Raw genomic sequence first — 17891 nt, 5'->3', positions numbered from 1 at the left:
ACATGGCTGCAGATTATGACGAGGTTCGTCCGGATTTCGCCGCGGCGTCCGAGAAGACGCTCAAGGACGTGCAACAAGCCGATGCCCCCGACGCGAAGAGCGATGCGGCCGAGCTTGAAGAAACCGACCTTTCCGATGGCGTGGAGCTCCCTGGTGCTATCGTCGAGGAAGAGCTGAGCGTTGAAGTCCTCCCGCAAGCAGCGGATGAGTTCCTTTGCGCCAGTTGCTTCACTATCCGCCATCGCAGCCAAGCCGTGCAGAAGACTGGCCTAGGCGTCATCTGCCGCGACTGCGCCAGCGAACTCGCCTAGATTCCTGGGATTCCCAGAATCCCGGCGTCCGGCGACCTTGGCGTTCCAAGGTGTTGGGCACAGCGATGACGCTGAGGACTTTGCCATGGACTGCATGGACTGCATGGACTGCATGGACAAAGTGGGCACCCCGTCATGCCGGGGTGCCCGCCTCAGCAATTCAGCATCTGGTCAAGCCGCGTGCGGGTCCCGATGCTGTCCAGTCGCCTTGCGGGAGAGGAGCAATCCCAAGATGATCATGAGCGCACCGAGCCCCAGATGCAGCCAGTTATCGGCATCGTTCAGCGGGATGAAGTTGGCGGCGCTGTCGAAATCAATGACCAGCCCGTAGACCCACAGGGCCAGGTAGATGATTCCGCCGCCAATGAGGTAGCTGCGGGCAGCAGGCACGGTTCGCGCCATCAGGTAGCCGGCAACACCGAAGAGCAGATGCACGGCATTGTGCAGGTACGAGACCTGGAAGATGCCCAGCAGTTTGGCTTCAGAGTGGTGGCCGGCACCAGAGAGCGATTCGTAGTTGGTGGTGATTCCCGGAATGAATCCGAGGACGCCGACCAGGAAGAACACGATGCCGACCGCCAGGGCGGCCTTTTGCACCAGCGGACGTGTTGCTATGACAGGATCTTTTGGATGTTCCATGATCTTGCTCCTTCATTCTGGCTGTTGCGATCGGAAGGAAACGTTGGCCCGTCATGCCGGCCGCCGTCATGCTAGCCACGCTAGGGGATTGCCGACTGGATGGCACGGGAATCTTCCAGTACCTAGGGAACGTCCAGCAACGGCGGTGCGTGGATCGGGGCGGAATCCGGCATCCGCCTGATTCCGCCCCGATCACCGCTGCGTGCAGGTTCAGCTCCTGCGCTAAGCCAGCGCGCCGGCGCTAGCGGGTTTGCCGGCCGCCTTCCCAGCCTTCGGCTTGCACCTGTTCCTTGCGCAATTGCGCTTCGAGGCGTTCTTCCTCGATGACTGTTTCCTTTTCCAGGCTGACCCGCTCAACTGGCTCAACAGTCTTCTCTACGACAGGACGCTCCTCGTGCAAGGTCACCTCCTGCTCGTCTTCAACCAGTTCTCCGCTGGTGCCAGCGGCTTCGGCATCCGTGATGGGCTCGCGCTCAAGCCGCACTTCCTCATGGCTCACCGGCACCGTGGTGGCCACATCCTCGGTGACCACGTGCTTGCGCAGACGCACCTTGCCGGTTTCCACGCTTTCGGTTCCCACATGCAGCCGCTCCTCGGAACGGATGGCAGATGCCGGGGAGGTGCCGTCCACCGGATCACGCACGTCTTCCCGCGAATACTCGGCGCGGGCATCGGTCTCCGGGATGCCGGGCTGCACGGCGGCCTGGTCCGCTTCCTGGTAGGACAGGCTGTAGTAGTGGTAGAGCTCCTGCTCCTGCTCTGGGGTGAGCTGGCCCTCCGGATCGATGTTCGGGGCGTCCTTGACGGTCTGCTTGCCATAGGGCACCGAGAGCGTATCGCCGGCGACCGTTGCCTGGCTGAGCGGAACGAAGCTCTCGGAGAGGCCGAAGAGGCCCGTGCGGACGGTCGCCCATTCCGGCTGCCCGCTGCGGTCGTCAAGGAAAATCTGGCCGAATTTGCCGATCTTCTGGCCGTCGGGTCCAATGACGGTGCCGCCAATTGCGCTGAGTTCCTGAAGTTGTTCTGTGCTGATCATGGGTCTGTCCTCCTGCTGCGTTCGACTTCGGATCAATCCAGTAATTCCAATCCGGCTGGCCAGTGGCCGGCCGGCTGAAGCTGCGCCTCCACGTGGGCGTGACGGCCCGAAGCTTGGCTTCTTGCGGTGCTTTGCCGAGCCGCGGTGATTAGAGCGTGGCACACTTTGCAAGCCCTTGCGCCGGGGCTTGTGCTTGCATGGCCGCAAGCTCAGTAGCAGCTGTGAAAAGCGATCAGCAGGTGCCCGGGGCAGCTAGCGGGCGTAGGGCGAGGAAGATGAACGGGTGGCTGCGAACAGCCGCGTCCGCAGCTGCGGCGAAGCTGGAAAATCGCTGGGTTTCCTGCCGGGAACGGCCGTCGGGGCCAGGTGCCGTCTAATGTTCAGTTCGTATTGCTGCCCAGGGAAGGCGAACCAGCATCCATGACCAGGACCTTTGGGATCGAAGAGGAATTCTTCCTCGTGGATCCGGAAACTGCCGCCCCGGTGCCGATGGCCGATGAGCTCAGTGCCCAGCTGCTTGGCCTCGATCTGCCGGGCACCACGGTCCACCGCGAACTTCTGGCCAGCCAGCTGGAAATCGTCACCGGAATCTGCACCTCCGCGCAAGAAGCCGTGGAAGCGCTGGTGCTGCGGCGCACCGCCATTGAGCGGATCTGCCGCGAACACCAGGTGCTTCCCTTTGCGTCGGGAACGGCGCTGGGGCTTCCGAGCACTACGGAGTTCACCAAGGGCCAGCGCTACACAACCATCCACGAGTTCGTCCCGGGGATCGCCCGCGAGCATTTCATCAACGGACTGCACATCCATGTGCATATCCCGGATGCCGCCGCCGGAGTCCGGGCGCTGAATGCCTTGCGCGGCTGGCTGCCGCTGATTGCGGGAATGGGCGCGAACTCTCCGATCTGGAACGGGGAGCCGACCGGCTTCGCCTCGTGGCGGACGGTGCACTACCGCAGATGGTCTGCGGCAGGCATCCCGCCGGCTTTTGCGACAGCGCAGGAATACCAGCAGCGCATTGAGGACATGATCACCTCCGGGGCGTTGCTTGATCCGGGGCATATCGGCTGGTTCGCCCGCTTGTCGGTGAACCATCCGACCATTGAAGTCCGCGCGGCGGACACGCAGATGGCAGCCGGCGAATCGGTGGCCCTGGCTCTGCTCATCCGGGCCATTGTGGATACCGCCTCGGCAACACACAGCCCTGCCACCACGGCAGCGTCCGAGGTTCTTGACCTGGGCCTGTGGCAAGCGGCGAAGTCGGGAGTGGAAGGCACCTATTTCGATAGCGAAGCCAGGACTCCCGTGCCTGCCAAGGCCAGGATCCAGCGGGTGCTCGATTACGCGGGCCGTCAATTGCAGCGCAATGGCGATGAACAGTTCGTGGCTGATTACCTGGACTCGCTCGCGAATTTCGGCAATGGTGCCACGCGCCAACTCGAGAGCTGGAACCTGGGCGGGGCGAAGCAGGTCGTGGCTGATGCCGCCAAGCTGTTCGCACAAGCCTGACAGGTTTTCGCAGGAGCAACGCGAACAACCAGGGGAGCGGCGCGCTAGGAGAAATACCGCTTGTAGCGGGTTCGGCAGAGGCCTACTATCAAGGCAAGGAGTCGATCCTGCATGAACGGCCAGCACGGGGGGTGCTCGGGCGGAGGAAAGTGATTCCTGCATACTCGCAACATCGAGGGGGAATCATGAGCACTCCAGCTGCAGTACCCGGGCGCATGACCAAGGAGCAGAAACGCGTCGCGGGAGCGACCATGGTGGGCACCACCGTGGAGTGGTACGACTACTTCATATACGCCAATGCGGCGGCCCTGGTCCTGGCCCCGCAATTCTTCACTCCCGCCGAAGCGTCGCTGGGCTCCATCATCGCTTTCGCCACCGTCGGCATCAGCTTCCTCTTCCGCCCGTTGGGCGCCATCGTGATGGGCCGGGTGGGCGACAAGTACGGCCGCCGAGCGGTGCTGATCATCACCCTGGTGCTGATGGGCGTAGGCACCACATTGGTGGGCTTGCTGCCCACCTATGCGAGCATCGGCATCTGGGCTCCGATTCTCCTGATCTTCCTGCGCATCGTCCAGGGCTTCTCCGCCGGCGGCGAGTGGGGCGGTGCGGCATTGATGGCAGTGGAGCACGCGCCGGATCATGCCCGCGGCAAATTCGGCGCCTTCCCGCAGCTCGGCGTCCCGGCCGGCATGCTGCTGGCCTCCGCGGTCAGCGCCATTATCGCCGCCGCTCTCTCCCCGGAGCAGTTCATGGCCTGGGGCTGGCGCATCCCGTTCCTGCTCAGCTTCGTGCTGATCCTCATCGGCTACTACATCCGCCAGCGCGTGGAGGAATCACCGGTCTTCGAGGAGATGGCCCGGACCAAGCAGACCGAGTCGGCCCCGCTGTCCACGCTGTTCAGCAAGCACCCCAAGAAGGTCATCCAGGCGACGCTGGTATTCATGGGCAACAACACTGCCGGGTACATGCTCACCGGCGGCTTCATCCTGGGCTATGCAACGAACAAGCTGGAACTGCAGGCTGGCGACATCCTGAACATCATCACCATCGGCTCGCTGGCCTGGCTGATCTCCACCTGGATCGGCGGAGTGGTCTCGGACCGCATTGGCCGCAAGAAGATGTTCATCATCGGCTGGGTGCTGTTGCTGGCCTGGCTCTTCCCGCTGTTCCTGCTCATCGAAACCCGGAACCTGGCCTGGGTCACCGTGTCCCTGGTGGTCTTCGGCGCTTTCATGGGCTTCTCCTACGGTCCGTTGCCGGCGCTGTATGCCGAGTTGTTCCCGGCCCGCATCCGCCTGAGCGGTTCCTCGATCAGCTACGCCCTGGGCTCGGTGATCGGTGGCGCGTTCGCCCCGACCATTGCCGCGGCGCTGGTGGGCCAGTTCAATACCACTGTGGCGGTCTCGACTTACCTGTTCATCTGGGTGGGCGCTTCGCTGATCGCAACCCTGACCTTGAAGGATCGCACCGGAGCGGACTTGTATCCGCAGGAGGGCATCGCCGGAGAATCCGGAGGCCACACAGAAGAAGCCGGGCCCGAGCATTTATGAGGTCTGATGGCGATAGGGCAACTAGCTGCCCGTAACATCTGCGATACAAACTGCTGATATCTTGTCGCTCATGACGTTGTCCATTGAACCCGCAGACTTCGAGGATCCCTCCCTGAGAGCCTTCCTCGAAGCCCACCTTGCTGACATGGCGCCGCAGTCGCCGCTGGAGTCCCAGCATGCCTTGGACTTGGCTGCGCTACGCCAGCCAACCGTCCGGCTCTGGACAGCGCAGAAGGACCAGCGCATCGTGGGCACTTGCGCGTTGGCGGTATTGGAGCCGGGCCACGAGGAGCTCAAGAGCATGCGGACGGACCCGGACTTCCGCGGGCAAGGCGTCGCTTCCCGGTTGCTGTTCCATGCTCTGGAGGATGCCGCGCAGCGCAAGCTATCGCGCATATCCCTTGAAACGGGAGCGATGGAGTTCTTCGCACCTGCACGCTCGCTGTACCGAAAGCACGGCTTCAAGCAGTGCCAGCCCTTCGGTTCCTATCTGGAGGACCCTAACAGCATCTACATGACCCGGATCCTTAATCTGAGCTAACTTTTCGGCAGGGCACTGCCACGACTTCTTGTGCCCGTTGGGGGATAGGCCCATGAAAGACACCAAATTCGGTCGATTCCAGGCAAGGCTGGCGCGCCGATGAGGACTGGCTGAATCTAACTTGCTTGCCGACTGTCCATCAGCCCGCCACTTCCGGAGGGTTCCTAGCAGTGGTGGGCTGATGGATTGCTTAATATGATCGTCAGGAGACAGCTGGCTCGGGGTGGCTGGTCGGGGTGTGGATGATATCGAAGTAGACATCGGTCTTTTCAGGATCTGGGAAGACGCGGTAGGTGAATTCTTCGCCGGTGAGCGTGACGATCTGCGAATCGCGGGTGAACAGTACCTTGCCAGCGTCATCCTTGGCGACGATGCTGCGGGTCTTGCCATCGTCGCTGACGGTCCAATCGCCCTGCATCTTGGGAGAGTCATCCAGGTTGTACATGTAGAAGGTGCCATCGGCGCGGAAGTAGGCGTTGCCCACGAAGTTGCTGACATCCTTGTCGGAGAGCTCCACTGCTTCGCCCTGGGCATCCGTGGCACCGGTGGTTTCCCAGGCGGTGGAGGACAGGATCTCGGACGGGGGCATGGTGCCGGTGGCTGCTGATGCGCCCTGCGTGGCTTCGGCGGTGCTGCCTGCGTTGGCCTGCCCGGCCTCGGCACCGGAGGTGCACCCGGCCAGCAGCCCGATGGCCAAGGATACGCCGCCCAGCGACATGAGCAGCTTGGAGGTATTGATGTGCTTCTTCATGGGTTCTGCCTCGATTCACAAAAGATGATGTCCACTAAGGCCCGGTGGGGCTTGGTGATAAATCAATCTTGTCGTTTCAACCCAGCAAAGACATCGGCCATCAAGCTGGGACTGGCGGCCTGGTGGATGAGTCTTCCAGCGCCTTGCGGTACCTAGCGCATGCCCTCCCGGCGGAGGGCGGTGGTGATCGCCTCGACGCGTGTTTCCACGCCCAGCTTGGCATAGATATGGGCCAGGTGGGTCTTGACCGTAGCTTCCGAGATGAACAGCCGCTGGCTCAGCTCCTTGTTGCCAAGCCCCTCGACCAGCAGGCTGAGCAATTCCGCCTCGCGGGGAGTCAGTGCCTCGTCGGGGTTGCGCAGCCTGCGGAAGAGCTTGGAGGCCACCGGGGCGCTCATCACGCTCTTTCCATTGGAGGCACCGCGCACGGCGCTGAAGATCTCCTCCGGAGCGGCATCCTTGAGCAGGTAGCCCATGGCGCCGGCATCCACGGCCCGCACGATATCGGCATCTGAATCATAGGTGGTGAACACCAGCACCGCCTGCTTGGCGTTGCGCTGGCGGATTTCCTTGATCGCGTCGATGCCGTCCATGCCCGCGCCCATGGCCAAATCCATGACAATGACATCCGGGGCGAGGGTTTCAAGCTGCTTGAGGGCGGCCTCGCCGGAGTCGGCTTCAGCGATCACCTCGATATCCGGCTGGGTATCGAGCAGCGCCTTGAGCCCGCTGCGGACCACGAGATGGTCATCGACCAGGAGCACCGAAATTGTTGTCATGAGAAGTTCTCCTCGCTGGGGATATGCGCGGCGATGACGGTCCCGGAACCCGGGGTGCTTTCCACCGAGAATTCCCCGCCTAGTTGTTCCACGCGCTGCCTCATGGCGCGCAACCCGTAGCCGCCGGACTGGGAGGGGGCCTGGAGCTTCTCCGGGGTGAAGCCCCGGCCGTTGTCATGGATGTCCAAGGTGACGGTGTCCTGGAGGAAGCCGATGGTGACGGTGGCCTGATCCGCCCCGGAATGCAGCTTCACGTTGGCAGCGGCGCTTTGCACCACGCGCAGCAGGGCATGGCGGACCTCGGCGGATACCGGGCGCTCCGTGCCAACGAGATGCAGCTGCAGATTCGGGACGTAGGCGGACGCGGCTTCGCGGAGCACCTCGGGCAGCGGACCGGCATCAGTGGCAGGCGAAGCCAAGTCGTGGACCAGTCGCCGGGTTTCCATGAGGTTCTGCCGGAGCAATTCGCTGGCCTGGCGGACTTCATCCTGCGAGGCCGCGGTAGGCCAAATCCGGTTGGCCGCTTCGAGCAGCAGCAGGCTGCTGGCCAAGCCCTGGGTCACCGTGTCATGGATTTCCCGGGAGACCCGTGCCCGTTCGGTGATGATCCCGGCGCGGCGCTCGCTGGCCGCGAGCTGCAGCTGCGCACTGGAGATCTCCTGGTTCAGCCGGCGCTGCTCCGCCGCATCCTGTTCCATCCTGTCGAAGATCAGGGTCAGCATTGCCCCGATGGCGATGGGCCCGAGCAGCATCACGATGTCCTTGTCGTCGCTGAACCTGAACCAGCTCACTGCCGCGGCCAGGATGGCCAGCCCGCCGGCCAGGTACCCGGCCAATCCGCGCAGCGTCCTGCGGCACAGGAAGAAGAGTCCGAAGGAGCACCAGGCGAAACTCGGTGCGAGGAGCACCAGAACGGAGGAAGTCGCTACCAGCACGATGACCCACCGGCCCTGGCCCGTTCCTCGGTTCACCAGGAATGCAGTGACCAGATAGAGCGCGCAGACCACGCCGGCGAGCACCATAATCCAGAGATTTTCCACCGGATCATGGCGCAGGACGTAGCGGATGAGTGCGGTGAACATGAGCACGGCAAAGCCGACATGCACCAGGGTGTCGATGTTGGCTCGTGGCGCAAGCATGAATTTAGGGGGAGCAGTAGCGGTAGGAATGGCAAGACCTTTGTCGTGATGTAGATGCTTTCCCCATGGTAGGACCTGGGACAGGTTTTGTGCTCCGCCTTCTGGATGGTTTTCATCGCCTATCGGACGATGCCCGCAGCAGCCGTGGTGCTGGATGATGGGAGGAAGCCCGTTTTCCGGACTACGGGAGATCCCCAGCAAGGAGCGCTCATGAGCAAGAACCAGAACCCATCAACTGCCACGGAGATCAAAGCTACTGGCCATGGAAGAAGGGCCTTGGGCATCGGGGCGCTGTCTCTTGCGGGTTTGGCTGTTCTCGCGGGGTGTTCCATGGCAGCGCCTGAAGCTAAACTCGTGGGTCCTCCGGCACCGTCCAGTACCGAATCCGCATCTCCAGAAACCACGGCACCGGAAGCGAGCCTCACCGCCGTGGAGCAGGATGAATTGGATCAGCGGCTGATCCGCGCGGCCAAGGGCAATGACGTGGAATTGGTGCGGGACCTGATTGCCGCCGGTGGGGACGTCAATGCCAAGGATGATCTTGAGGATTCGACCTTTCTCTATGCCGGGGCCGAGGGTTTCAACGAGGTTCTGGAACTAGCGCTGGAGAACGGGGCGGACGTTGAAAGCCTCAACCGCTATGGAGGGACCGCGCTCATTCCGGCCAGCGAGCACGGCCATGTGGAGACCGTGAAGATGCTCATCGAGGCAGGTGTTCCGCTTGACCATGTGAACAATCCGGGATGGACCGCGCTGCAAGAAGCCGTCTTGCTTGGCGATGGAGGGCCAAACCAGCAAGAGGCCGTCAGGCTGCTGCTGGCCGCCGGGGCGGATCCGGGGATCACCGACCCGCAGGGGCGCACCGCCCTGGAGAATGCGCGCCGGCTCGGATTCGACGAGCTGGCCGAAGCCATCGCCGCGCATCAGTAGTTCCCCGGCGCAGGATTGAGCCGATCGCCGTGCTGCCTGGCGGGGTGGCTACTAGTCGTTCATCCTGAGTTTCCTCACGAGTACGGCAGTCTGGTAATTCGTTGTCACTTTCCGGTGTTTGAGTATTGGTGATCTCGAAATCGAGGACACTCGCACCGTTCTAAAGGGTCCGCCTCCTGCGCCACCCCGCACTGATTCCCATGAACCTGCTCGGCCTCGCAGTCCTGGCCCTCACGGGTTGCCAAGCCGCAGCTACGGTGGCGGCTGCCTATTGCCGCTGCATTGCGATCAAGAATGGAAAAGGTACCGCACGCATCGATCTGGATGCCGGCGCCGGCTTGGATTCCTTGGCAGAAGTAACGTACGGCCAACTGGTCGAAGCATCCACGACTGCGATAGTGCGCTGCTTGCTTCCAAGCGTAGGTGGTTCGCGTCGAGAGCCACAGTGAAGTGCACTGAGCGGGGCCATGGGGATTGAAGAAATCAGCATGACCCGGTCATCATTCAACGAGTGAGCCGGGTTCCGCGGTTCAATGCTTGGAGCTGACTAAAGCTGAGACTACGGCTGCCCCTAATTCTGCGGTTGACGCTTTGCCGCCCATATCCGGTGTAAGCACTGCTTGCCCTTGGGACAGCACGGACTCCATGGCATCGGTAATAGCAGTGGCGGCTTTGGTTTCACCTAGGTGATCCAACATCATGGCAGCGCACCAGATTTGTCCGACAGGGTTGGCAATCCCCTTGCCGGCAATATCGGGTGCTGAGCCGTGCACGGGCTCAAACAAGCTCGGATATTTGCGTTCCGGATTGATGTTCCCGCTGGGTGCGATGCCGATGGTTCCGGTGCAGGCAGGTCCCAAATCGGAGAGAATATCGCCAAAGAGATTACTGGCGACAACGACGTCGAACCACTCGGGATGCATAACGAAATTGGCAGCCAGAATATCAATGTGGAATTTATCGACGTTTACGTCGGGATATGCGTAAGACATCTCCTGAACACGTTCGTCCCAGTACGGCATGGTGATAGAAATTCCGTTGCTCTTCGTCGCCGAGGTCAGATGCTTCTTCGGACGGCTTTGGGCCAGCTCGAATGCATACTTGAGAATTCGGTCTACTCCCGTGCGGCTCATGACGGTTTCCTGCATGACGATTTCACGGTCGGTTCCGTCGAAGAGCTTTCCGCCGATACTGGAGTATTCGCCCTCGGTGTTCTCCCGCACGACATAGAAATCTACGTCCCCGGGCTTAGGAGTAGCCAACGGACTAGGCACACCCTCCAGAAGCTTGACTGGCCGCAGGCTCACGTACTGGTCGAAATGTCGCCTGAACTGCAGGAGGCTTCCCCAAAGCGAAACATGGTCGGGAACGACGTCCGGCCAGCCAACTGCTCCGAAGAAGATGGTGTCGAATCTATTGAGCTGTTCGAACCAGTTTTCCGGCAGCATTTTGCCATGCTGGCTGTAGTAGTTTGCTGATGCGAAATCGTAGTGCTCGTATTCGAGATTGAAGTCGAATATTTCTGCAGCGGCATCCAGGACACGCAGGCCCTCCGGTACCACTTCGGTTCCGATTCCGTCGCCAGGAATGACAGCGACGCGATGAATTTTTGACATGATTTTCCAATCTGCTTGTTGCATGGGGCAGAACACTGCTAGTTGACAGGATGATCCGGTTGGCGGTCGGCCAAGACGTCGATGACTGCCTGGGCGGCGATCATCCCGGCGCGTAATCGAGCTTCCACGGTCTGCCCTGCCAGATGGGATGTGATTATCAGATTTTCCAGTCCCCGAAGGGGGCTGGAATCCGTCAATGGTTCGTGGTCGAGAACGTCGAGCGCGGCACCTGCAATCGTGCCATTGCTAAGTGCGGCAGCCAGAGCGGACTCATTGATCAGCGATCCACGTGCAGTATTGATGATGATCGCCGAATCCTTCATCAGCTCAAACTTCGCCCCATCGACGAGCGGGCCAGTACCGCTTGCACGAGAATGCAGGGATAGATAATCGGCGGACTTGAACACTGTATCGAGGTCGGTGAAGCTAATTTCCCTATCTGAGCTGCTCGGATGTGCTGTACTTACCAAGACTTTCATGCCCAGTGCGAGTCCCAGCTTTGCTGTGGCCTGCCCGCTCGGCCCGTACCCGATAATGCCCAAGGTTGCTCCATGCAATTCGTGGCCCGCTTTGCGTGGCCACTGCCCTAGCCGAACTGCGCTGGTGACATTCGCCAAATGTCGTGCTGACATGATGAGAAGGCCGATGGCCATTTCAGCGACGGAATAATGATTGCTGCCTGGAGCGTTGCAGACTCGTACCCCATAGTGGCTTGCGGCTTGGACATCAATGGAGTCGTAGCCGACGCCGCTGCGGGCCAATACCTTGAGGCTGGGTGCTGAAGCCAGCATGTCTCGGGTAATTGGTTCACTGGCAATAATTGCGGCGTCAAAACCGGTGAGCAAGGACATCTGCTGAGTAGTATCGCGCTTCGATTCAAACGGGGCGAAAGTTGTTTCGTGACCGTGCTGCTTGAGCAAATTGTCGATGTCGTCGTTGGGGCGAAGGTAGTCCGTGGTGATTAGCACGCGGCCCATGATTAGTGGTTCTCCATCTTTGAAAGTAAAAATTGATATTCATTGCAAGTCTGAACGTTGGGAATACAACTTCGGGACCCCGGCAGGGCGGCTGCTGGGAATCAATAGTTTCACGGCAGCAGCCCTGCCCCAGTGGCGGTCTGAGAATCATCTGATACTCGTGGACCGCCATGGGCTTACTGGAAGTCAGCTGGAACGGACATCAGATCGATACCCCACAACACAGGAAGTAGGTAAAGAGCGGCGATGACAATCAGGGCCAACGCGATGAAGTTGAGCCACATTCCAACTCTGACCATTTCGGTGATCTTCACTTTTCCGGTGGCGTACAAGATCGCATTTGGTGGAGTGCCAACGGGAAGCATGAACGCGCAGTTGGCAGCCATAGCGCAAGGGACCATCAACGCATATGGGTGAATTCCGAGTGCCAGCGCGAAAGCTGCCATAACGGGGAGGATCATCGTTGCAGTGGCGGCGTTCGAGGTGATTTCGGTCAGGAAGAGGACAAGAGCGGTTGCCAAGATGATGATGACCACTACATTGGCACCGTCGAGCACGCGCAGCTGGTCACCGATCCAACTCGACAGGCCACTTTCGACAAAGCCTGCGGCAATGGCTAGGCCACCGCCGAACAGCAGGAGGATTCCCCACGGGATCTTCCTCGAATCATCCCAGTTCAAGATCTTCGGTTGCTCGGCCTGCCGTGTGGGAAGCATGAATAGCACCACTGTCGCCATGATGGCGATAATGCCGTCGCTGATTCCCGGCAATAAGTCTTCCCAAATGAATGAACGGGTGACCCACAAGAAGGCAGCGCCGAGGAAGATCGACATGACGGCCTTTTCTTCGCGTGACATGCCACCCAGTGCATTGCGTTCGCTTTTAATGAGTTCCGCACCGCCTGGAAGATGCTTGAATTTCACTTTGAAGGCCACATGGGTCAAGTAGAACCAGGTGAAAGCCAGAAGCAGGATAACGATAGGGATTCCGAAGAGCATCCAACCGCCGAAGGAAACTGATTGGTCAAAAAGCTCGCCTGAAGTTGCGGCGAAAATGGCCAGTGGTGGTGTGCCAATGAGGGTGCCGAGGCCACCGATAGTAGCCGCGTAGGCAATACCGAAAACTATGGATTTCTCGAATTTCGACAAATCTGCAGCATGCTCACCGCCACGAAGGGAACGCGCGGCCTGATAGGCGACCGCCAAGCCCACGGGGATCATCATCATTGTTGCCGCTGTATTGGAAACCCACATCGACAAGAATGCTGTTGCCACCATGAAACCGAGAACAATGCGTTTAGGGCTGGTGCCGATTGCTGAGACAATCGCCAGGGCGATGCGCTGGTGCAAATTCCACTTCTCCATTGCGATCGCCAAGGAGAACCCGCCAATGAACAAGAAGATAATGTCATTGCCGTATGCGGAGACAACCAGATCCCCGTCCAGGCCACCCGTCAGGGGAAGGAGCACCACTGGCAAGAGGGAGGTAACTGGAATGGGTATGGCCTCAGTGATCCACCAGGTGGCGACCCAAAGCGTCACGGCAAGTACCGCTTGGCCTTGCGGCGAAAGGCCTTCGGGGGAGAAGAAGAACATTGCCACGATGAACAACAGGGGTCCGAGAATCAGGCCGACAATGCGTGAAGGCGTATAACCGGGGCCGGGGCCTTCGGGGTTGGCGTTGGCACCAGGAAGCAGGTCGGTATTCTTTGCTGGGGCGTCGTCGCCCTGCAGGAGCTGCGCGGCCTGATTACTCATGACAAGTTGGGATTCAGCGCGGTGCCGGAATTTGGGAAGGGATAGCAGGCTTTTGGTCTGTCGGTGCGAGTTCCATAGGCTTCCCCAGAGGGAATGCAGAGCAGGATTTTCCATGGCGGCACTTTCTAAGATTGGTTGTTAGAAGGGTATGACGAATAGGCCGAACTTTGCGTAAAGGTTCCCGGAATGCGGGAGAGCTGATGGGGCAGCTGAAAACGAAACGGAGCCGCGTACCGAGAACGGGAGTGGCCAGGCTGCGTTCAGAGGGGCACTAAAGCGTGCAGGAAAAACTTAATTCGAGAAGAACTGGGGGCGGCGATTCCCGTAGACCCGGATGGCAACGGGAATCGCCGTTGATTAGTGAGCTAGAACCGGCTGCTTAGTGTGCAAAGCACGCAGGAGCTCGTAGAACTCTGCCTTGCCTTCGAGCCCGATACCTGGCAGTTCGCCGGGTGCCACTCGGCTGTTGACGATGACTGCGTTGTCGGTGAAGCCGCCGGTGGGCTGGAACTCGCCCGGGTAGGATTCGTTGCCGCCGAGCTTGAGGGCTGCGGCGATGTGCAGGGAGAACTGGTGCCCGCCGTGCGGAATGCAGCGGCGTGAGGACCAGCCGTGCTGGGCCAGCATGTCCTGGATCCGTCGGTATTCGGTTAGTCCGTAGCTCAGCGCTGGGTCCACCTGGATGTAGTCGCGATCCGGGCGCATTCCGCCGTGGCGGATCAAGTTGCGGGCGTCTTGGAGGGAGAAGAGATTCTCCCCGGTGGCGATGGGGTTCTTGTAGTTCTCGGACAGCGTGGCGTTCAGCGAGTAGTCCAACGGATCGCCGACTTCTTCGTACCAGAACAGATTGTACTTATCGATGGCCTTGCCGTATTCCAGCGCGGTTTCGAGATCGAATTTTCCGTTGACATCCACCATCAGGCGGGTTCCGTCACCATCGAGGACTTCCAAGACAGCTTCGATGCGCTTGATGTCATCGGCGAGGTCAGTGCCACCGATTTTCATCTTGACGATGTCGTAGCCTGCGTCCAGGAATCCGCGCATCTCGTTCTGCAGGTCTTCCAGTGTCTTGCCCGGGGCATAGTAGCCGCCGGCGGCGTAGACAAAGACGTCTTCATCCGGGTTGCCATCGCCGTAATGATCGGAGATCCACCGGTATAGAGGCACTCCGGCGATCTTCGCGGCCAAGTCATGCAGTGCCATATCCGCTACGCCCACCGCAACCGAGCGCTCGCCGTGGCCGCCGGGCTTTTCATTGCCCATCATGATGTCCCAAGCCTTCTCGGGGGACAGCTCATCTGCATCGTCCAGTAGATCCTCAGGTGCGGCATTGAGCAGTCGTGGAATCATGCGTTCTTCGAGGATCGCCGTGGCGTTATAGCGTCCATTGGAATTGAATCCATAACCAACCAGCGGTTTTCCGTCAACGATGACGTCGCTGACGAGTGCAAGAATCGTGCAGTCCATTTTGCTGAAGTCGATGTATGCGTTGCGCATGGACGAGCTGATAGGGATAGTTCCGGTGTGTGCAGAGACAATTTTCACGATGTTTCCTTCTCTCGGGAGTTCCGCTTATAAGGCTCTTATAAGAGTCTTATAAGATATTTAGGTACACTATACTGAAAGTGATGCGGGGCACAACCCCTGAGTCCATATAAGAACAAGTAGGGAAAAATGAGTGCAACGAGTACCTTCAGCAGCAAGGGTGCTATGGCATACAGCGAATTGCGCCGCCGGATTGTCTCAGGCGAATTGAAGCCAAGCTCGCGTCTATCGCAGTACGACCTCGCTGAAGAGATGGGCATGAGTATCACCCCATTGCGCGAAGCGATCAGGCAGCTGGCCAGTGAGGACTGGGTGGAGATGGATACGCACCGCGATGTTCGCGTGTCGCCTATGAGTGGTTCTGAGGCTCGTCAGCTGCTTGAAGTTCGCCTTTCAATGGAGCCGGTAGCGACACAACTCGCGGCGCTGCGTCGTACTGACCGTGATATTGAGGAAATGAAGAGAACTGCAGCCGAGCTCCTGCCCGTAACGCGTACCTGGGGTGAGGAAGCGGTCGCTGCGCACCGGGAGTTTCATCGTGCAATTTATGTCGCGTCGCATAATGACGTCATGATCCGGCTGCTCGATGACCTATGGGATAAGACTGACAGGTATCGCCGCGTGGGACTGGAGCTGCCGGCCGGAAATGAGCCAAGAACACTCGATCTAAACCAGCACTACGAGATTCTCGATCTGGTGATTGCCGGCGACGCTATGAGTGCTGCTGAACTGTCTCATGCCCACATCGTCAATAGCCTGACCGCTGCCGTGACCGGCGCATTGGAAGATCGCGAATACCGCATTTCCGGCGAGGTCCCGCAGTCACTGTGGGGTCCGTCAAATGTTGGAAATATCTGATCGAAATTGCTGGCTCACCTGTGAGTCGCGTAAGTCGTGATCTGCGCTGGCAATAATCGTCGGAGGGGTAATGAGTGCTTGCGCTTGTGCCTGCGCGGCAGCTGCGTCGGCTGACCGCGGATGGCAATGCCCAATAAAGTGAGATAGAAAAACGCTGACGTAGGCGTAGTTTGCCGCATCATTGCTTGCGGCAGGCATCCGATGCCAGCTGGTGCTTCAAGGTGTTGGAATTCTCCACTGTAGTGAAGGCAGCAGGCATGGCTTGCGGTATCGCGTGCCCTCGGGCCAACCGCGAAGTGGATTCGGCTACTCGTGAATGGATCTGGTTTAAGTGCTGTCGAGAATCCCACCGGGCGCCGCGGATGCAAGTCGTGCGACCGACTGGCTGCAATTCTCGAGCGCACGGCCTTTGGGCCTCCGCTACCCGCCGCAGTGGAGCTGTTTGCGTTATTTGGCGCGGGGGATGCTCCACTAAGAGCCATCCGTTGGTGATGCACCTGATTGAACGCCCGAGGTGAACGGTGCGAATTAGTGGCCGGCCTAGGCAGGCCCACCGACGACCCCGCGCTGGACAATAACTTCTTGAACTGGCAGGATTGTGCGCCGATGGGCCGGAATATCGGAGGGCTGCGCAGAATGCGGCAGGAGGGTAACCCAGCACTCCTACCGCATTCCGCGTTTATGATTCTGGGATCAACCTGCCAGTGGCCGGGGTTTGACCAGCACCAGGATCACGGCGCCGAGCATGGCGGTGAGACCGCCAAAAACCAGAGCGGTTTGCACGCCCGCACCATCAACCAGGAGCCCGCCCAGGAATGCACCGAGGGCGACCGCCACCTGGAACACCCCTGTTTGGAGCCCACCGATGCTCTCGAGGCGGTCCGGTTCGGCTCGTGCTAGCCAGGCCGAGAAGATGGTAGGCAGAGCGCCGAAACCGGCTCCCCAGAGTGCGGCGGCGACGAAGAGCAGACCGGTGCTGCTGCCGAGCTGGGCGAAGCCGATCATTGCTAGACCGAGCAGCAGCGGGAAGATCAGCGAAGCGCCGCGCAGCATGCGGTCAGCCAGCGGCCCGGCGACCACGTTGCCGCCCACGATTCCCAGACCGTACACCAGCAGCAGGGCCGCGAGTTGCTCCGGATCCAGTCCGCCCAACCCGGTGGCTGCAGGGCGGATGTAGGTGAAGCCAGCGAAGTGCCCGGCACCCATCAGGGCCAGGGTGAACAGGCAGATGGCAATCAGCCGGGAACGCAGGGTCTGCCCCAGTGCTCGGAAGCCTCCCGAAGGGCCGGCCAGGACCGATGGTAGGGTGACTGCCTGGATGATGACCGCGAGGATGCTCACGCCGGCGGCCAGCACGAATACCGCGCGCCAGCCCCACACCTCGCCGAGCAGCGTGCCCAGCGGGACGGCGGCAACGGTGGCCAGCGAGACGCCGAGGTTCACGACCGTCAAGCCCAGTCCGAGCTTCGCGGGCGGAACCAGCCTCGCGGTGATCGAGATCGCCAGCGACCAGAAGCCGCCAATCGCGATGCCCAGCAGGACGCGGGCCGCGAGCAGGACCGGGTAAGCCGGGGCGAACGCCACCAGCAGGTTGGAAACCACTGCAAGGGCCGAGAGGATGATCATCAGGCGCCGACGGTCCATTTGCGGGATCAGGACGGGAATGAGCAGGCCGGAAACCGCTGCGACGATGGCGGTGATGGCGACGGACTGGCCGGCCAGGCCCTCTGTCACCGACAGATCCGCGGCAACCCGGGAGAGCAGGCTTGTCGGCAGGAATTCGGCCATCACGAGGGCGAAGACGCCCACGCCCAGCGAGGCTACCGCCGCCCATGATGCGCTCTGCGCCGGGGCTGGATTGCCGGAGGATGATCGGCCGCCGACTTCCTGTATTGCTGTCGATTCGTGAGGAGTCACTCGTTATTCTTCCTGGTTTGTAGGGTGAAGTGTGGCGTC

Annotated in this window: 16 protein-coding genes; 6 read left to right on the top strand and 10 right to left on the bottom strand. The window is 60.4% G+C overall.

Translation table 11 applies throughout. The annotated features are described in order from the left end of the window. The first annotated feature begins 2 nt into the window (after positions 1-2). Positions 3-311: a DUF4193 family protein gene (locus tag ACIOTL_RS02055; RefSeq protein ID WP_400341534.1), complete on the top strand. Its 309-nt coding sequence runs from the start codon at positions 3-5 to the stop codon at positions 309-311. Positions 312-482: 171 nt separating this feature from the next. On the opposite strand, the gene ACIOTL_RS02050 is transcribed toward ACIOTL_RS02055, so the two are convergent. Both ACIOTL_RS02050 and ACIOTL_RS02045 read right to left on the bottom strand, forming a co-directional pair. Then, the gene (locus ACIOTL_RS02050) at positions 483-950 is read right to left on the bottom strand and encodes a DUF4383 domain-containing protein (protein WP_105658756.1); all 468 of its coding nucleotides are present in this window, start codon (positions 948-950) and stop codon (positions 483-485) included. Positions 951-1191: 241 nt separating this feature from the next. Next, entirely contained in the window at positions 1192-1986 is a 795-nt protein-coding gene (locus ACIOTL_RS02045; RefSeq protein WP_400341532.1) for a YsnF/AvaK domain-containing protein, read from the bottom strand. A 420-nt stretch (positions 1987-2406) separates the two neighbouring features. On the opposite strand from ACIOTL_RS02045, the gene ACIOTL_RS02040 reads away from it, so the two are divergent. The 3 genes from ACIOTL_RS02040 (at position 2407) to ACIOTL_RS02030 (ending at position 5583) form a co-directional block, all read left to right on the top strand. Then, the gene (locus tag ACIOTL_RS02040; RefSeq protein ID WP_400341530.1) at positions 2407-3492 is read left to right on the top strand and encodes a YbdK family carboxylate-amine ligase; all 1086 of its coding nucleotides are present in this window, start codon (positions 2407-2409) and stop codon (positions 3490-3492) included. Positions 3493-3677: 185 nt separating this feature from the next. Further along, entirely contained in the window at positions 3678-5042 is a 1365-nt protein-coding gene (locus ACIOTL_RS02035) for an MFS transporter (protein ID WP_400341528.1), read from the top strand. 70 nt (positions 5043-5112) lie between these two features. Further along, positions 5113-5583, top strand: a complete 471-nt coding sequence (locus ACIOTL_RS02030; RefSeq protein WP_400341526.1) for a GNAT family N-acetyltransferase — start codon at positions 5113-5115, stop codon at positions 5581-5583. A 202-nt stretch (positions 5584-5785) separates the two neighbouring features. Here the strand turns inward: ACIOTL_RS02030 and ACIOTL_RS02025 are convergent, their stop codons facing one another. From ACIOTL_RS02025 to ACIOTL_RS02015, 3 genes are all read right to left on the bottom strand, one after another. Then, a complete protein-coding gene (locus tag ACIOTL_RS02025) occupies positions 5786-6334 on the bottom strand; it encodes a DUF4822 domain-containing protein (protein WP_400341524.1) in 549 nt (182 codons plus the stop codon). A 152-nt stretch (positions 6335-6486) separates the two neighbouring features. Further along, a complete protein-coding gene (locus tag ACIOTL_RS02020; RefSeq protein WP_400341522.1) occupies positions 6487-7113 on the bottom strand; it encodes a response regulator in 627 nt (208 codons plus the stop codon). Beyond that, positions 7110-8252 carry a sensor histidine kinase gene (locus ACIOTL_RS02015; protein WP_400341520.1) on the bottom strand — a complete coding sequence of 381 codons (1143 nt, stop codon included), beginning with the start codon at positions 8250-8252 and terminating at the stop codon, positions 7110-7112. Before ACIOTL_RS02015 ends, ACIOTL_RS02020 begins: the two co-directional genes overlap by 4 nt. A 210-nt stretch (positions 8253-8462) precedes the next feature. Here ACIOTL_RS02015 and ACIOTL_RS02010 point away from each other — a divergent pair, with 210 nt between their 5' ends. Continuing rightward, positions 8463-9182 (top strand): ankyrin repeat domain-containing protein, encoded by a 720-nt coding sequence (locus ACIOTL_RS02010; RefSeq protein WP_400341519.1) that lies wholly within the window; start codon positions 8463-8465, stop codon positions 9180-9182. Between the two features lie 530 nt (positions 9183-9712). Here the strand turns inward: ACIOTL_RS02010 and ACIOTL_RS02005 are convergent. From ACIOTL_RS02005 to ACIOTL_RS01990, 4 genes are all read right to left on the bottom strand, one after another. Beyond that, a complete protein-coding gene (locus tag ACIOTL_RS02005) occupies positions 9713-10798 on the bottom strand; it encodes a tartrate dehydrogenase (RefSeq protein WP_400341904.1) in 1086 nt (361 codons plus the stop codon). Positions 10799-10836: 38 nt separating this feature from the next. Further along, positions 10837-11775 (bottom strand): phosphoglycerate dehydrogenase, encoded by a 939-nt coding sequence (locus ACIOTL_RS02000; RefSeq protein ID WP_400341517.1) that lies wholly within the window; start codon positions 11773-11775, stop codon positions 10837-10839. A 176-nt stretch (positions 11776-11951) separates the two neighbouring features. Next, positions 11952-13532: an SLC13 family permease gene (locus tag ACIOTL_RS01995; protein ID WP_400341515.1), complete on the bottom strand. Its 1581-nt coding sequence runs from the start codon at positions 13530-13532 to the stop codon at positions 11952-11954. Positions 13533-13889: 357 nt separating this feature from the next. Further along, complete coding sequence (locus ACIOTL_RS01990) at positions 13890-15077, bottom strand: mandelate racemase/muconate lactonizing enzyme family protein (RefSeq protein WP_400341513.1); 1188 nt, start codon at positions 15075-15077, stop codon at positions 13890-13892. Positions 15078-15242: 165 nt separating this feature from the next. Between ACIOTL_RS01990 and ACIOTL_RS01985 the strand changes: the two genes are divergently transcribed. Beyond that, positions 15243-15935: a GntR family transcriptional regulator gene (locus ACIOTL_RS01985; RefSeq protein ID WP_400341511.1), complete on the top strand. Its 693-nt coding sequence runs from the start codon at positions 15243-15245 to the stop codon at positions 15933-15935. A gap of 693 nt (positions 15936-16628) precedes the next feature. Here ACIOTL_RS01985 and ACIOTL_RS01980 read toward each other — a convergent pair. After that, positions 16629-17852: an MFS transporter gene (locus tag ACIOTL_RS01980; protein WP_400341509.1), complete on the bottom strand. Its 1224-nt coding sequence runs from the start codon at positions 17850-17852 to the stop codon at positions 16629-16631. Positions 17853-17891 lie beyond the last annotated feature (39 nt).

The sequence above is a fragment of the Glutamicibacter sp. NPDC087673 genome, assembly GCF_044743255.1.
Lineage (GTDB): Bacteria > Actinomycetota > Actinomycetes > Actinomycetales > Micrococcaceae > Glutamicibacter.
Note: the sequence above shows the minus strand (reverse complement) of the source record. Positions and strands in the feature narration are given on the sequence as shown.

Excerpts from the sequence above, each read along its gene's own strand:
- ACIOTL_RS02015 (WP_400341520.1), bottom strand. The coding sequence starts at position 8,252 with ATGCTTGCGCCACGAGCCAACATCGACACCCTGGTGCATGTCGGCTTT.
- ACIOTL_RS02025 (WP_400341524.1), bottom strand. The coding sequence starts at position 6,334 with ATGAAGAAGCACATCAATACCTCCAAGCTGCTCATGTCGCTGGGCGGC.
- ACIOTL_RS02040 (WP_400341530.1), top strand. The coding sequence starts at position 2,407 with ATGACCAGGACCTTTGGGATCGAAGAGGAATTCTTCCTCGTGGATCCG.
- ACIOTL_RS02050 (WP_105658756.1), bottom strand. The coding sequence starts at position 950 with ATGGAACATCCAAAAGATCCTGTCATAGCAACACGTCCGCTGGTGCAA.
- ACIOTL_RS01985 (WP_400341511.1), top strand. The coding sequence starts at position 15,243 with ATGGCATACAGCGAATTGCGCCGCCGGATTGTCTCAGGCGAATTGAAG.
- ACIOTL_RS02035 (WP_400341528.1), top strand. The coding sequence starts at position 3,678 with ATGAGCACTCCAGCTGCAGTACCCGGGCGCATGACCAAGGAGCAGAAA.
- ACIOTL_RS02030 (WP_400341526.1), top strand. The coding sequence starts at position 5,113 with ATGACGTTGTCCATTGAACCCGCAGACTTCGAGGATCCCTCCCTGAGA.
- ACIOTL_RS02020 (WP_400341522.1), bottom strand. The coding sequence starts at position 7,113 with ATGACAACAATTTCGGTGCTCCTGGTCGATGACCATCTCGTGGTCCGC.
- ACIOTL_RS02055 (WP_400341534.1), top strand. The coding sequence starts at position 3 with ATGGCTGCAGATTATGACGAGGTTCGTCCGGATTTCGCCGCGGCGTCC.
- ACIOTL_RS01995 (WP_400341515.1), bottom strand. The coding sequence starts at position 13,532 with ATGAGTAATCAGGCCGCGCAGCTCCTGCAGGGCGACGACGCCCCAGCA.
- ACIOTL_RS02045 (WP_400341532.1), bottom strand. The coding sequence starts at position 1,986 with ATGATCAGCACAGAACAACTTCAGGAACTCAGCGCAATTGGCGGCACC.
- ACIOTL_RS02005 (WP_400341904.1), bottom strand. The coding sequence starts at position 10,798 with ATGTCAAAAATTCATCGCGTCGCTGTCATTCCTGGCGACGGAATCGGA.
- ACIOTL_RS02000 (WP_400341517.1), bottom strand. The coding sequence starts at position 11,775 with ATGGGCCGCGTGCTAATCACCACGGACTACCTTCGCCCCAACGACGAC.
- ACIOTL_RS02010 (WP_400341519.1), top strand. The coding sequence starts at position 8,463 with ATGAGCAAGAACCAGAACCCATCAACTGCCACGGAGATCAAAGCTACT.